This is a genomic window from Curtobacterium sp. GC_Cur_3 (assembly GCF_026544205.1).
In the GTDB taxonomy this organism is placed as follows: domain Bacteria; phylum Actinomycetota; class Actinomycetes; order Actinomycetales; family Microbacteriaceae; genus Curtobacterium.
Genome location: NZ_JALNUI010000016.1, coordinates 1 through 13,333, shown reverse-complemented (window position 1 = coordinate 13,333; position 13,333 = coordinate 1). Strand labels below are relative to the sequence as shown.

The window sequence follows — 13,333 nt, the reverse complement described above, 5'->3', positions numbered from 1 at the left end:
TCAGGCCGTGATGCGGCCGGGCAGCATGTCGGGCGTCAGGGCGTTCGCCTCGGCGAGCACCTTGCGGGCCTCGTCGGTCTTGTCCGACACGTTCCAGAGCAGCACGCCGCGCACGGTGTCGTCCTCGTCGAGGTAGTAGACGACGCCGGTGACGGTCGGGTCCTGCCAGTCCTCGATGGTGCGCAGGTCCGTCGAGACCGTCCCGACGGCCTCGTAGCCCATGTCGAAGACGTTCGAGTAGTACATCGGCGTGTGGTCGTACGTCTCGTCGGCGTCGGCGAGGTTGCGGCCGGCCTGGCGTCCCTGCTGCTGCGCGTTGTCGACGTGCTCGACGCGGCGGGTGCCGAGGATCCGGTCGGGGTACCGGGCGACGTCACCGGCGGCGAACACGGCGGGGTCGTCGGTGACGAGCGTCGAGGACACGACGATGCCGTCGTCCACCGTGAGACCGGCGTCCGCGGCCAGACCCGTCACGGGTTCGATCCCGAGGCCGACGACGACCGCGTCGGCCTCGACCACGGAGCCGTCGTCGAGCGTGAGGGTCACGCCGTCGGCGGTCTGCGAGCCCTCGGTCACGCGGCGCCCGGTGCGGAGCTCGACGCCGTGGTCGACGAAGCGCTGCTGGAAGGCCCTGGCCAGGTCGTCGGGGAACATCGCGCCGCCGACGACCTCGTCCGGGTCGACCAGGGTGACGCTGGCACCGGTCTGCACGACGCCCGCGGCGATCTCGGTGCCGATGTACCCGCCACCGACGACGACCACGTGCGCGCCGGCGTCGGCCAGGGTGCGGAGGCGGCGGTAGTCGGCCGCGCTGCGGTAGTCGAGCACGCGGTCGGACGGTTCGAGTCCGGGCAGGCCGCGGGGCTTGCCACCGGTGGCGATGAGCAGCTGCTCGTACCCGTGCGTGCCACCGTCAGCCGTGGTGACGGTCCTGCCCGCGCGGTCGATGGAGGTCACGGTGGTGCCGAGCAGGAACTCCGCGCCGGTCTCCTCGGTGTGCAGGTCGACCTTCTCGTCCCAGCTGAAGTCCGGGTCGGTCCAGAGCTTCTTCGACAGGGCGGGCCGGGCGTACGGGCGGTCGACGTCCTCGCTGAGGACGCCGATCGTCCCGTCGGTGTCGAGTTCGCGGATGCCGCGGGCGGCCGCGTCGGCGACCATCCCGCCGCCGACGATCAGGTAGCGGTAGTCGGTCATGGTGTCCCTGTCAGATCGTGGCGACCGAGCCGGAGTCGACCCGGTAGTTGGAGCCGTTGACGAAGCTGGCGAGCTCGGAGCACAGGAACGCGACGACGTTCGCGACCTCTTCCGGCTCCCCGCGGCGCTTCAGCTCCATGTACGGACGCTCCTCGTCGAGGAAGCTCTCGATGGCCTCGTCGAAGCTGCTGCCGATCTGCTCGGCACGCTTCTTCATCATCGTGTCGGTCATCGGCGTGTGGATGAAGGCGGGGCTGACGGTGTTCACGAGCAGCCCCTCCTTCGCGTAGCTGCGCGACAGGCCCTTCGCGAACGAGAGCACCCCGGCCTTGGCGGCGCAGTAGGGGAGCTCATCGTCGTACGGCTGCGACGCGTCCTCGGAGACGAGGTACACGATGCGACCCCAGCCGCCGTTCCGCAGGTCGGCGATGAACTCGCGGGTGATGCGCACCGGGCCCATCAGGTCGACGTCGAGGGTCTCGGCCCAGCCAGCCTCGTCGATCTCGTGGAACATGCCCTGGGCTCCGGTGACGCCCGAGGACTGCACGAGGATGTCGATCTCGCCGACGGCGTCCCGCACCTGCTCGTGCAGCGCCGCCAGGCTCTCGGCGCTCCGCACGTCCGCGGCGAAGGCGTGGAGCTTGCCGACCGGCGCTTCGAGCTGGTCCGCGGAGTTGTCGAGTCGTGCCTGGTCGATGTCGGTCACGACCACCGTGGCGCCCTCCGCGAGGAGGATGCGGGCGGTGTTCCAGCCGATGCCGGAGTCACCGCCGAACACGAGTGCGGTCTTGCCCTGGATGCCGAGGTCCACGTCGGTTCCTTCCTGGTTCAACGAAGGACCGCGCGGCGCGAGTGCGCCGCGCGGTCACCTGCTGGTGGTGCTGGTGTCACGCGTGCGCGGAGGCCTCGGCGGTCTGCGAGGTCACTGCGGCGGCGAGCGGGGTGCGGGGAGCGCGGTTCTCGGCGCTGACCATCCAGGCGAGCTGCTCGAGGCGCTCGATGAAGCCGTGGAGCAGGTCGGCGGTCGTCGGGTCTTCCTCGTCGACCTCGTCGTGCACGTCGCGCATGGTGCCCGTCGCCTGGTACAGGCGGAGCGTGATCTGGTCGATCGCGTCGTGCGTGGTGATCTCACCGTCGGGGAACGCGTCGAGGTGGCTGCCGGCGGCGACGGTCGCCGAGCGGCCGTCGGGGACGAGGTACAGCGCGCGCATGCGCTCGGCCGTGTCGTCGGCGAACTCACGGGCGGCGTCGACGATCTCGTCGAGCTGCAGGTGCAGGTCGCGGAAGTTCGTGCCGAGGATGTTCCAGTGGGCCTGCTTGCCCTGGAGGTGCAGGTCGATGAGGTCCACGAGGACCGCCTGGAGGTTCTCGGCCATCTTGTCCGATGCGTGCATGGTGGTGGCTCCTTTCGCTTCGGTTGACCTCTCTGGTCTACGCGCTGCGCGAGCCACCGTTCACAGTGCGCAGTGAGGGAGTGTCCCCCGCGCACGCGCGGACGTCAGTGCGACGGAGCGGGGTCGACCTGGTCGACGGCGTCGCGCATGTGCTCGAGGAAGAACGCCACGGTGCGGGCGTCCTCGAGCGAGAGCCCCTCGGCGATCGACATCATGCGGCGGTGCATGGTGCCGAGCGTGGCGCGGACCTCGTCGTCGCTCGCGGTCGTCGGGGTGATGACGAGGGCGCGGCGGTCGGTGGGGTGCTTGTCGCGGCGGACGTGGTTGCTCTTCACGAGGCGGTCGATGAGGATCGTCGTCGACGCCGAGGAGATCTTGAGGTACGCGGCGAGGTCCTTCGGGCTGACCTGGCGGCCGGCGCGCTGGGCCTGCAGCAGGTACCGCACGGCGAGCAGGTCGGTCTCGCCCATGCCCATCGAGTCACGGGTGCGCCGGCGCATCGCGGTCTCGGCCGCACGGTACCGACGCAGGGCGTTCAGCACGGCGACACCGCGCTGCGTCGCGTCGTCGTCGGGGAACCAGTACCCGGACGCCTCCGCGGTCTCCTGCAAGGACATGCCGATCAGGGTAACCCGTCTCGTTGCTAGAGCGCCTAGCGAACACACGGGTGGTGCTGACTGTTGCTCAGGACGGCGACACCGGACGGGAGGCTCCCCACCAGCTGGTGGGGAGCCTCCCGTCCGGTGCGTGGTGCGGCAGACTACGCGGCTGCTGCGGGCTCCTGCGCGGCCTCGGCGAGCGCGGTCAGCGCGCCCTGGACCAGCTCGGTGACCTCGGCGTCCTCGCGCGGGTGGGTCTCCGCGAAGCGGACGACCGACTGCGGGATGGCGACCTTGACGTCCTCGAGCACCTTGGCGCCCGCGATGCCGGCGACCTTGCGGGCGTCGTCGTGCGCCCAGACGCCGCCGTACTGGCCGAAGGCGGAGCCGATGACGGCGACGGGCTTGCCGGACAGGGGCGAGGCGCCGAACGGGCGCGAGGCCCAGTCGAGCGCGTTCTTCAGCACGGCCGGGATCGTGCCGTTGTACTCGGGCGTGACGAGCAGGACGCCGTCGGTGTCGGCGAGCGCCTGACGGAACGCGACCGCTGCGGCGGGCGGGGTGTCCCCGTCGATGTCCTCGTTGTAGAAGGGCAGGTCGACGATGCCCTCGTAGATGGTGGGCGTGGTGCCCTCCGGTGCGTGGTGGATGGCGGCTTCGGCGAGCTTGCGGTTGATGGAGTCGGCGCGGAGGCTGCCGACGAGGACGAGGACGTTCGTCATGGGGACCCTTTCGTGGTCGAGCGTGGTCGTTCGGCGACGTCGTTGTCGGGTCTGATCGTTTCACCGACAACCAACCGGCGCGTGCGACGCCGTGTTCCCGATCCTCGGAACGTGGTGTGTCGGCGCCGGTAGTTTGCAGGGGTGACCGGATCCAGGACCCCAGCCAGCACACCCGCCACGCCCGACGCCCAGTGGTGGCGTCAGGCCGTCGTCTACCAGGTGTACCCGCGGAGCTTCGCCGACTCGAACGGCGACGGACTCGGTGACGTCGCCGGCATCACGAGCCGTGTGCCCTACCTCGCCGAACTCGGGGTCGACGCGATCTGGCTCTCCCCGTTCTTCCCGTCGCCCCTCGCCGACGGCGGCTACGACGTGGCGGACTACCGCGACGTCGACGACCGGCTCGGCACGCTCGACGACGTCGACGCGCTCATCGCCGCAGCGCACGCGCACGACATCCGGGTGATCGTCGACGTGGTGCCGAACCACACCTCGGACGAGCACGAGTGGTTCCGCGCCGCGCTCGCCGCCGGCCCGGGGTCCCCCGAGCGGGCCCGCTACGTGTTCCGCGAGGGTGCCGGTGTCGACGGGGAGCTCCCGCCGAGCGACTGGGTGGCGAACTACGGCGGCAGTGCCTGGACCCGGGTGCCCGACGGCCAGTGGTACCTGCACCTGTTCGCGCCGGAGCAGCCCGACCTCGACTGGTCGAACCCCGAGGTGCACGCCGACTTCGAGCACACCCTCCGCTTCTGGTCCGACCGGGGCGTCGACGGGTTCCGCGTGGACGTCGCCCACGGACTCGCGAAGGACCTGTCGGAGCCCTACCGTCCCTCCAACGAGCAGGCGCTGCCCCTCGACGGCTCCGACCCGCTGTACGACCGCGACGAGGTGCACGAGATCTTCGAGGGCTGGCGACGGGTGCTCGACGAGTACGACCCGCCGCGCGCCGCGATCGCCGAGGCCTGGGCGCCCGCACCCCGCCGCGTCCTGTACGCCCGGCCGACCGAGCTCGGGCAGGCCTTCAACTTCGACCTGCTCGAGGCCCCGTTCGACCCGACCGCCTTCCGGACGATCATCGAGCGCAACCTCGCCATGTCCGAGGAGTCCGGGGCGTCGAGCACGTGGGTGCTCTCGAACCACGACGTCGTCCGGCACGCCACCCGGTACGGGCTGCCCGACGACACGGACACCGACGCGTGGCTGATGTCCGACGGCACCACGCCCCCGCTCGACCGCGACCACGGGCTGCACCGCGCCCGGGCGGCCTCGCTGCTGCTGTTCGCGCTGCCCGGCTCGACGTACACGTACCAGGGCGAGGAGCTCGGGCTGCACGAGGCCGCCGCCATCCCGCGCGAGCTGCTGCAGGACCCGAAGTGGATCCGCTCCGGGCACACCGTCAAGGGTCGCGACGGCTGCCGGGTGCCGATCCCGTGGACCGTCGACGGCCCGTCGTTCGGGTTCGGTGCCGTGCCGCCGCAGCTGCCCCAGCCGGAGGACTTCGGCGCGTCGAGCGTCGAGGCCCTGGCGGACGACCCGACGTCGACGCTGTCGCTCTACCGCGCGGCCTTCGCGACGCGTCGGCAGCTGCAGCGTGGCGAGCAGCTCACGTGGCTGGACACCCCGGCGCACGTCGTCGGGTTCGCGCGGCACGACGGGTGGCGGTCGTACACGAACTTCGGCACGTCGCCGGTGCCGCTGCCCGAGGGGCAGGTGCTGCTGGCGTCCGGGCCGCTGACGGACGGGATGCTGCCCGGGGAGACGACGGTGTGGGTGGCGTAGCGGTCGGCTGATCGCTTCGGTCTCATTCCTCCACAGCCAGGAGGCTCGGGGCCGGGTTCCACAGATGGACCCGGCCCCGTCGTGTGGTCGCTGCCCGGTCGCGAGCATCGGTGGCATGACATCACCAGCGAAACCACCACCGCCACCCGCCCCACCCGCTCGTCCTCGCCGGTCTTCCGCGATGCGACGGCTACTCGGTCTCGGTGCCGCAGCAGCCGCGACCGCCGTCCTCGTCGCGCCGCTCGGACCCGGTCCGGCGCAGGCCGACGACCTCACGTTCCCCTACGTGAACGACTTCACCACCGGCAGCGGCGGCACGCTGACCGGCAGCGCGGCGATCGTCGACGGGCGGCTCCGGCTGACGCCCGCCGAGTTCGGTCGAGCGGGTGCCTGGGCCATGGACGACGCCTTCCCGTCCGGGCTCGGTCTCGACGTCGAGTTCGACTACGCCATGTACTCGCCGGTCGACCGCGGCGCGGACGGACTGCTCCTGTACCTGGCCGACGGCGCCGCGGCACCCGGGGTCGGCGGGACCGGTGCCGCACTCGGCTACGCCTGCCGGACCGAGCAGAACCAGGGCAGCGGCCCCTGTGAGACGCCGGGGCTGCCAGGCGGCTTCGCGGCCGTGGCCCTGGACCTCTACGGCAACTTCTCGCTGCCGATCAACGACAGCGGTCCCGGGCAGCAGCCGGACACCGTCACCGTGCGCGGCTCCGGCACCGGGACCGACGGGTACCGGTACGTCGACAGCGCCCCCGCTCCCGGTGGCGTGACGACGGACGGGCCCACCACCCGCACCGTGCGGGTCACCCTCCAGCCCGGGGACGACGGACTCGACCTGACCGTCCGGGTGACCGCGAACGGCGTCATGACCACCGTGCTCGGCGACGTCCAGCTCGGCGGCGACGGACAGGCCCCGCTGCCGGACACCCTGCGGCTCGGCTTCACCGGCGCGACGGGCGCCTTCCGGAGCATCCACGAGATCGACGCCCTCCGGGTGGCGCAGCCCGCCGACCTGCGCGTCGAGCACGAGACGGCCCCGGCGGTCGCGGGCGACCGTGTCCGGTACACCGTGCACGCCTCCAACCCGGGCCGCAACGACTCCGACCCGAGCCCGTTCACGGTCGACGTCCCCGACCAGCTCAGCGACGTGACCTGGAGCTGCTCGGCCTCCGACGGCTCGGGCTGCGCCGACGCCAGCGGGACCGGGGACGTCGACACCGCGCTCGACCTGGTCCGCGGGGGCACGGCGACCGTCACCATCGAGGGCTCGCTGGACCCCGCGGCGACCGGCGAGCTCACGAGCGTCGCGACCATCGACGTGGCACCGGGCCTGGCCGACTCGGACGAGTCCGACAACACCTCCACTGCCACCACGCCGATCACCGTGCGCGCCGACCTGGAGACGGACAAACGGGTCACGCCGTCGTCGGACGTCGAGCCCGGTGACGAGGTCGAGTACGTCGTCACCGCCCGCAACCGGGGCCCCGCCGTGGCGCGGGACGTCGGCGCCGTGGACGACCTGCCCGCCGCCATGGCGTTCACCGGGTCCGACGACGACTGCGCCGCCGAGGGGCAGCACGTGACGTGTCGCTCGGGTGCGTCGCTCGCGGTGGGACAGGAACACGAGTTCCACATCCGGGCGGTCCTTGACCCCGAGTACCGCGGCGACGGCTCCGACGTGGTGAACGTGGCGACGGCGACCTCCCCGAGCGACCCGGACGGCGGTGACCCCTCGGACGCGGTCGCGATCGTCGTGCCGCGGCCGGGCGACCCGGACGCCGGTGCCACGCCCGGGCCCGCCCCGACCGCGTCGCCGTCCCCGCGCCCCAGCGGCAGCCCGACCGCGGGCGCGACGACCGCTCCGGTGACCGACCGTGGTGATGGCGGGCACCCCGCTGCGCAGCGGACGTCATCGGGACCGGGTGCGCTCGCGTACACGGGTGCCGCGGGCACGGCGCTCGCCGCGGGCATCGGCGTCCTGCTCCTCGTCCTGGGTGGTGGCTGCTGGGTGCTCGCGCGGCGCCGACACCGTGCTCAGGAGGAGTCGGTGCGCGGGGCGGCGATGCCCGGCAGTGCCGTGAGCGACTGAGCCGGCGACAGGTGTCCCGTCGGCACCTGTCCCTTCGGCATCTGTCCCGTCGGCGCTGAGGTTCTCGGATCCTCAGCGCCGACGGGGCCCTGGCGGATCGGGGCACACCGGCTCGGCGGTAGGATCGGAACACGATCAACATGCCCGAAAGAGGTCTCGTGTCCGACTCCGTCGCCGACGCACACCAGCGCGCGCGGTACTGGCCGATCCCCGTCCTGCGGGCCGTCCCCGCCGCGGTCATCGCGCTCGTCATCACCTTCTCGTCGAACCACGCCGCCGGTTACGGCCTGCTGCTGTTCGGCGTCTTCGCGATCGTCGACGGCGCCGTCGTCGGCATCGGCAGCGCCACCCGGCTGCGTGACGACCCGCGCTCGCGCCGCACCGCGCTCGTGCAGGCCGTCGTCAGCGTCGTCGCCGGTGCCGTCGGCATCGCGTGCAACGGGTTCGGGCTGCCGGCCTTCATCGCCGTGGTCGTCGCGTTCGCCGTCCTGACGGGTGCACTCGAACTCACGCAGGGTCTGCGGTCCCGCGGCCGGTCGCCGTTCTCGCGCGACTGGTCCACGATCGGCGGGCTCACCCTGCTGCTGGCGATCGCGTTCCTCGTGACGCCGCCGGACTACTCCCAGCAGCTCGGCGGGGTCGAGCGCGTGAGCGGCACGCTCGACGCCTCGATCGTCCTCGTCGGCCTGCTCGGCGCCTACCTCGCCATCACGGCGGTCTTCCACGTGATCGCCGGCCTCTCGCACAAGTGGGGGACGACTGCTCCGGCAGTGTCCCCGGACGGAGCACCACACGCATGACCAACCCCAGCCGTCGTGACCGCATGCGCCCGGTCGAGCTCCTCGGGATCTCCGCGATCATCGCGGTGTTCACCGGGCTCGTCGTGCTGCTCTCGACGCGGGAGGTCATGCTCGCCCTGATCTTCCTCGGCGTCGCGTTCATCGTGGTCGTGGTGGTCCTCGCGATGCTGCAGCTCGCCTCCACGAGCGACCAGGACGACAACGACATGCTCGGTGGTCACAAGACCCCGGGTGAAGGAGACAACGACGGCTTCCACTGACGTCCGGCGCCCGGCGCCGACTGACCAGGCGCTCCCGGACCGGTACCGCCACCGGTACCTCATCCTCGCGGTCTGCTGCATGAGCCTGTTCATCGTCTCGATGGACGCCACGGTGGTGAACGTCGCGCTGCCGTCGATCGGCCGCGAGCTCCACAGCAGCATCAGCGGGCTGCAGTGGACCATCGACGCCTATACGCTCGTGCTCGCCAGCCTCCTGATGCTCTCGGGCTCCACCGCCGACCGCATCGGACGCCGCCGGACCTTCCAGATCGGTCTCGCGCTGTTCACGCTCGGGTCGTTGCTCTGCTCGCTCGCGCCGAGCGTGGGGTGGCTCGTCGTCTTCCGCATGGTGCAGGCCGTCGGCGGTTCGATGATGAACCCGGTCGCCATGTCGATCATCACGGCGACGTTCGACGACGCCAAGGAACGCGCACGGGCCGTCGGTGTCTGGGGCGCGGTCGTCGGCGTCTCGATGGGTGTCGGGCCGCTCGTCGGCGGGGCGCTCACGGACACCGTCGGGTGGCGCGCGATCTTCTGGATCAACGTGCCGATCGGCATCGCCGCGATCGTCCTGACCTTCCTGTTCGTCCCCGAGTCCCGGTCACCCAAGCCCCGTCGACTCGACCCGGTCGGACAGCTGCTCGTCATCGTGCTGCTCGCGACGCTGGTGGGCGGGCTCATCGAGGGGCCGCGCCTCGGTTGGACCTCGCCCGGAGCGCTCGGGCTCTTCGTGGTGGCCGCCGGGTCCCTGGCGCTGCTGGTTGCCGTCGAACGCCGTCGCACGGAGCCGCTCATCGACGTCCGGTTCTTCGGCAGCATCCCGTTCTCGTCCGCCGTGCTCACCGCGGTGGCGGCGTTCGGGGCGAACGGGGCGTTCCTGTTCCTCAACGCGCTCTACCTGCAGGAGGTCCGGGGGATGTCCCCGTTCGAGTCCGGTCTCTGGACCCTGCCCGCGGCACTCGCCACCATGGTGATGTCGCCGGTGTCCGGGCGGCTCGTCGGGTCGTTCGGCACGCGGGTCCCCCTCGTGCTCGCCGGGATCGGCATCGGCGGTGCCGGAGCCGTCCTCACGACGATCGACGCCACCACGCCGATGTGGGTGCTCGTCGTCGCCTTCGTGCTGTTCGGCTTCGGGTTCGGCATGGTGAACGCCCCGATCACGAACACGGCCGTCTCGGGCATGCCCCGCGCCCAGGCCGGGTCCGCCGCGGCCGTGGCCTCGACGAGCCGGCAGACCGGGGTGTCGCTCGGCGTCGCCCTCGCCGGGACCGTCACCGGCGCCAGCGCGGTCGCGAGCGTCGGCGCCGGGTTCGCCGTCGCCACGCACGCGATGTGGTGGATCGTCGTCGGGATCGGTGTCGGCATCGTGGTGATCGGGTTCGTGGCGTCCTCCGCCGCTGCCCAGCGCTCCGTCGACCGCGTCGCGCCCCTCCTCGACGCCTGACCCACCCGGGGCCCGTCCCGCCCGCGGCGCTGCGCCGCGGTCATCGCCGCAGTCAGCGCCGCGCGGCGACGATGTCCTGCGCGAGTGCCTGCGTCGCCCGGTTCGGTGCCGGCGTCGTCCGCATGGCCAGCCCCACGCGCAACGGGTCGACGTCGTCCTCGAGGTCGATCGCGACCCCGTCGTGTGCCACGCCCGAGTCCGGGACGACCCCCACGCCGAGGCCCGCCGTCGCAAACCGCACCACGGCGGGCATGTCGTTCATCTCCGCGACGATGCGCCGCCGGATCCCGAGCCGCTCGAGCGCCTGGTCGAGGATCACCCGGTTGCCGAAGCCGTGCGCCGTGTCGATGAACGGCTCGTCCGCCAGCTCGGCCAGCGCGACCGAGGCCCGTCCGGCGAGCGGGTGGTCGGTCGCGACGAAGGCCCGGAAGGGCATCTCGCGGAGGGGCTCCACGGTGACGCCGGCCGGCACGACGGGCAGGCCGCAGTAGGCCAGGTCGAGCCGCCCGGACGTCAGGTCCTGCACGAGTCCGGTCGTGCCGGACGGTGACGTCATGAGCTCGACGGCCACGAGCGGGTGTCGCTCCCGGAACGTCCGGAGCACCCCGATCAGGTCGACCACGTCCATGCTCGTGAAGATCCCGAGCCGCACCCGCCCGCGGAGCTCCGCGTCCGTCGCCGTCGCCAGGTCCTGCATCCGGTCGAGGGACTGCAGGACCGCTCTGGCGTGGGGGAGCAGGTCCTCGCCCGCCGTGGTCAGCACGAGTTGTCGGCCGGTGCGGTCGAACAGCCGGACGCCGAACGTCCGCTCGAGGCTCGCGATCCCCGCCGAGACCGTGGACTGTGCTGCCCAGAGCCGCTCGGCGGCGCGGGTCACGGTGCCCTCGTCCGCGACGGCGACGAACTGTTCGAGCAGACGCGTCTCCATGCGCCCATCATCGACCAGATCGATGGTGGACATCAAGGACATCCGTTCGACATGATGACCCGGCGGGACGACGATGGCACCATGACCAGCGTCCAGGACAGCGCGGCGACCCCCACCGCTTCCACCCCCACCACACCCGACGACCGGGTGCCCGCTCCTCGCGGCCGACGCGCGCACACCCGCCGCCGTCACGAGGCCGGCTTCTGGGCCGTCGCCTTCGCCTTCCTCGCGGTGATGGCCTTCGCGACCGTCCCGGCACCGCTCTACGTGCTCTACCAGGCGCGCGACGGCTTCCCGACGTTCACGACGACGATCGTGTTCGCGGCCTACGGCGTCGGCGTCGTCGGGTCCCTCTGGCTCGCCGGCCACCTCAGCGACGTGCACGGGCGCAAGCCGCTCCTCCTCGTCTCGATCGCCCTCGAGCTGGTGGCGGCCGTGCTGTTCCTCGTCTGGAACGACGTCAGTGGGCTCATCGTCGCCCGCTTCGTCACCGGGCTCGGCATCGGCACGCTGACCGCCACGGCGACCGCGCACCTCGGGGAGCTCCGGGTCCGGGCGACCGGCGACCCGCGGTCCGCGAAGGGCGCGAGCGTCGCGGCCGGCGTCGTGAACCTCGGCGGTCTGTCGCTCGGCGCGCTCATCGGCGGTGCCCTGGCCGAGTTCGTCGGCGCCCCGCTGATGGTGCCGTACGCCGTCTTCGTCGTCCTGCTCGTCGTGTCGTTCATCGCCGTGCTCGCCGCCCCCGAGACCGTGGACCGCCCCGAGCAGCCGGCTCCCTACCGCCCCCAGCGCGTGCAGGCACCGGCAGGCAAGTCCGCCGCGTTCTGGGCCGCCGGCGTCGCGGCCTTCGCCGCCTTCGCGGTGCAGGGCCTGTTCACCTCGGTCGCGCCGACCTTCCTCGGCACCACCTTCCACGTCACCGACCGGCTGGCTGCCGGCGCCACCACGTTCGGCGTCTTCGCCGCGAGCGCCCTCTCCCAGCTCGTCTTCGCCCGGCTCTCGCAGCGGGCCCAGATCCGCCTCGGCATGGTGCTGCTCGTCGGTGGGCTCCTGGTCCTCGCCGGTGCCGCCGTGGTCCTGCAGGTCGCCGGCTTCATCGGCGGCGGTGTCGTCGCCGGTGCCGGCGTCGGCCTGATCTTCCGTGCCGCGATCGGCAGCGCCGGAGCCCTGGCCGCTCCGGGACAGCGCGGCGGGGTCCTCGCCGCCGTGTTCCTCATCGCCTACGCCGGGCTCACCGTGCCGGTCGTCGCGGTCGGGGCCGCGCTCCTGGTGCTCCCGACGCTCCCGGTCCTGGTCGGGTACGTGCTGCTCGTCTCCGCGCTCACGGTCGTCGCCGGGATCCGACTGGCCGCCCGCGCCTGAGCCGCTCCGAGCCTCCGGTCCGGTGCGTCACCGCCCCGGCCTGGAGGCTCGCCCCACCTCCGGCATACTGGCCGCATGCCGACGCAGCGCAACCGATCAGTCGTGGCCGGCCTGGCCGTCGTGGTGGCCGTCGGGCTCGTCGCCGGAGGGTTCGCCCTCGGAGCGCAGCGGAGCGGCGACGACCCGGTGCTCAGCGCGACGACGGCTCCCGCGGCCGCGGCGACCGCCGACGGCACGGTGGTCATCGACCGCCGTGGGGAGGACCTGCCCGGGGACGACGTGCTGGCCTCGTGCGACCGGAGCAGCCGCGCCGAGGTCGCCCGCTACCAGACCGCCGCCCTCGGGCAGGTCGTCCTGCAGTGTGGGAACAGCAGCCAGGGCTACGAGCACATCCGCGTGCGGCACACCGGCGACTGGCAGGACGTCCTCGCCGGGACGGGCGACCGCGACTGGGACGACGCGATGCTGACCGCGGTGAAGACGGCCGTGACGGCGCCGCGGTCGGGCTTCCCGGTCGATGCGGGTGACGGCAAGGTCTGCTATTCCGCTCCTGTCCGGTTCGACGACGGGACGACGCCCTCGCCGGACGCCTTCGTGAAGGTCATCGTCTCCGCCACGACCGACCGAGTCATCACCGCCTACCCCACGCGCACCGACGACTGCTGACGCCCCCCCCTTTCCCGACCAACGCCCCGCCGGCTCCGCCCGTCCCGACTCGGAACGACAAGCTCGACGTCGTACGACAGCGATGGTGTCGCG

The 13,333-nt window shown here is 72.3% G+C and carries 13 protein-coding genes; 7 read left to right on the top strand and 6 right to left on the bottom strand.

Annotated elements, in window-relative coordinates:
* From OXR63_RS09995 to OXR63_RS09975, 5 genes are all read right to left on the bottom strand, one after another.
* Positions 1-1,194 carry an NAD(P)/FAD-dependent oxidoreductase gene (locus OXR63_RS09995; protein ID WP_267422483.1) on the bottom strand — a complete coding sequence of 398 codons (1,194 nt, stop codon included), beginning with the start codon at positions 1,192-1,194 and terminating at the stop codon, positions 1-3.
* 10 nt (positions 1,195-1,204) lie between these two features.
* Positions 1,205-2,005 (bottom strand): SDR family NAD(P)-dependent oxidoreductase, encoded by an 801-nt coding sequence (locus OXR63_RS09990; protein ID WP_267422481.1) that lies wholly within the window; start codon positions 2,003-2,005, stop codon positions 1,205-1,207.
* Positions 2,006-2,081: 76 nt separating this feature from the next.
* Entirely contained in the window at positions 2,082-2,588 is a 507-nt protein-coding gene (locus tag OXR63_RS09985; RefSeq protein ID WP_267422476.1) for a Dps family protein, read from the bottom strand.
* Between the two features lie 104 nt (positions 2,589-2,692).
* Positions 2,693-3,205 (bottom strand): MarR family winged helix-turn-helix transcriptional regulator, encoded by a 513-nt coding sequence (locus tag OXR63_RS09980; RefSeq protein WP_194659888.1) that lies wholly within the window; start codon positions 3,203-3,205, stop codon positions 2,693-2,695.
* 143 nt (positions 3,206-3,348) lie between these two features.
* Positions 3,349-3,909 carry an NADPH-dependent FMN reductase gene (locus tag OXR63_RS09975; protein ID WP_267422471.1) on the bottom strand — a complete coding sequence of 187 codons (561 nt, stop codon included), beginning with the start codon at positions 3,907-3,909 and terminating at the stop codon, positions 3,349-3,351.
* A 141-nt stretch (positions 3,910-4,050) separates the two neighbouring features.
* Between OXR63_RS09975 and OXR63_RS09970 the strand changes: the two genes are divergently transcribed.
* From OXR63_RS09970 to OXR63_RS09950, 5 genes are all read left to right on the top strand, one after another.
* Positions 4,051-5,688 (top strand): glycoside hydrolase family 13 protein, encoded by a 1,638-nt coding sequence (locus tag OXR63_RS09970; protein ID WP_267422470.1) that lies wholly within the window; start codon positions 4,051-4,053, stop codon positions 5,686-5,688.
* A gap of 181 nt (positions 5,689-5,869) precedes the next feature.
* Positions 5,870-7,780, top strand: a complete 1,911-nt coding sequence (locus OXR63_RS09965; protein ID WP_267422469.1) for a hypothetical protein — start codon at positions 5,870-5,872, stop codon at positions 7,778-7,780.
* A 158-nt stretch (positions 7,781-7,938) separates the two neighbouring features.
* Entirely contained in the window at positions 7,939-8,580 is a 642-nt protein-coding gene (locus OXR63_RS09960; RefSeq protein WP_267422467.1) for a DUF308 domain-containing protein, read from the top strand.
* Complete coding sequence (locus OXR63_RS09955; protein WP_267422465.1) at positions 8,577-8,840, top strand: hypothetical protein; 264 nt, start codon at positions 8,577-8,579, stop codon at positions 8,838-8,840. The genes OXR63_RS09960 and OXR63_RS09955 overlap by 4 nt, the downstream gene beginning before the upstream one ends.
* Positions 8,794-10,284 (top strand): DHA2 family efflux MFS transporter permease subunit, encoded by a 1,491-nt coding sequence (locus OXR63_RS09950; RefSeq protein ID WP_441315721.1) that lies wholly within the window; start codon positions 8,794-8,796, stop codon positions 10,282-10,284. The genes OXR63_RS09955 and OXR63_RS09950 overlap by 47 nt, the downstream gene beginning before the upstream one ends.
* 52 nt (positions 10,285-10,336) lie before the next feature.
* Here the strand turns inward: OXR63_RS09950 and OXR63_RS09945 are convergent, their stop codons facing one another.
* Entirely contained in the window at positions 10,337-11,245 is a 909-nt protein-coding gene (locus OXR63_RS09945; protein ID WP_267422460.1) for a LysR family transcriptional regulator, read from the bottom strand.
* A 48-nt stretch (positions 11,246-11,293) separates the two neighbouring features.
* Here OXR63_RS09945 and OXR63_RS09940 point away from each other — a divergent pair, with 48 nt between their 5' ends.
* On the top strand, positions 11,294-12,574 hold the full coding sequence (locus OXR63_RS09940) for an MFS transporter (protein ID WP_267422457.1): 1,281 nt from the start codon (positions 11,294-11,296) through the stop codon (positions 12,572-12,574).
* 75 nt (positions 12,575-12,649) lie between these two features.
* On the top strand, positions 12,650-13,240 hold the full coding sequence (locus OXR63_RS09935; protein ID WP_267422454.1) for a hypothetical protein: 591 nt from the start codon (positions 12,650-12,652) through the stop codon (positions 13,238-13,240).
* Positions 13,241-13,333: the final 93 nt, after the last annotated feature.

Coding starts and splice junctions, on each gene's coding strand:
- OXR63_RS09995 (WP_267422483.1), bottom strand. CDS start 1,194: ATGACCGACTACCGCTACCTGATCGTCGGCGGCGGGATGGTCGCCGAC.
- OXR63_RS09985 (WP_267422476.1), bottom strand. CDS start 2,588: ATGCACGCATCGGACAAGATGGCCGAGAACCTCCAGGCGGTCCTCGTG.
- OXR63_RS09980 (WP_194659888.1), bottom strand. CDS start 3,205: ATGTCCTTGCAGGAGACCGCGGAGGCGTCCGGGTACTGGTTCCCCGAC.
- OXR63_RS09975 (WP_267422471.1), bottom strand. CDS start 3,909: ATGACGAACGTCCTCGTCCTCGTCGGCAGCCTCCGCGCCGACTCCATC.
- OXR63_RS09965 (WP_267422469.1), top strand. CDS start 5,870: ATGCGACGGCTACTCGGTCTCGGTGCCGCAGCAGCCGCGACCGCCGTC.
- OXR63_RS09955 (WP_267422465.1), top strand. CDS start 8,577: ATGACCAACCCCAGCCGTCGTGACCGCATGCGCCCGGTCGAGCTCCTC.
- OXR63_RS09945 (WP_267422460.1), bottom strand. CDS start 11,245: ATGTCCACCATCGATCTGGTCGATGATGGGCGCATGGAGACGCGTCTG.
- OXR63_RS09940 (WP_267422457.1), top strand. CDS start 11,294: ATGACCAGCGTCCAGGACAGCGCGGCGACCCCCACCGCTTCCACCCCC.
- OXR63_RS09935 (WP_267422454.1), top strand. CDS start 12,650: ATGCCGACGCAGCGCAACCGATCAGTCGTGGCCGGCCTGGCCGTCGTG.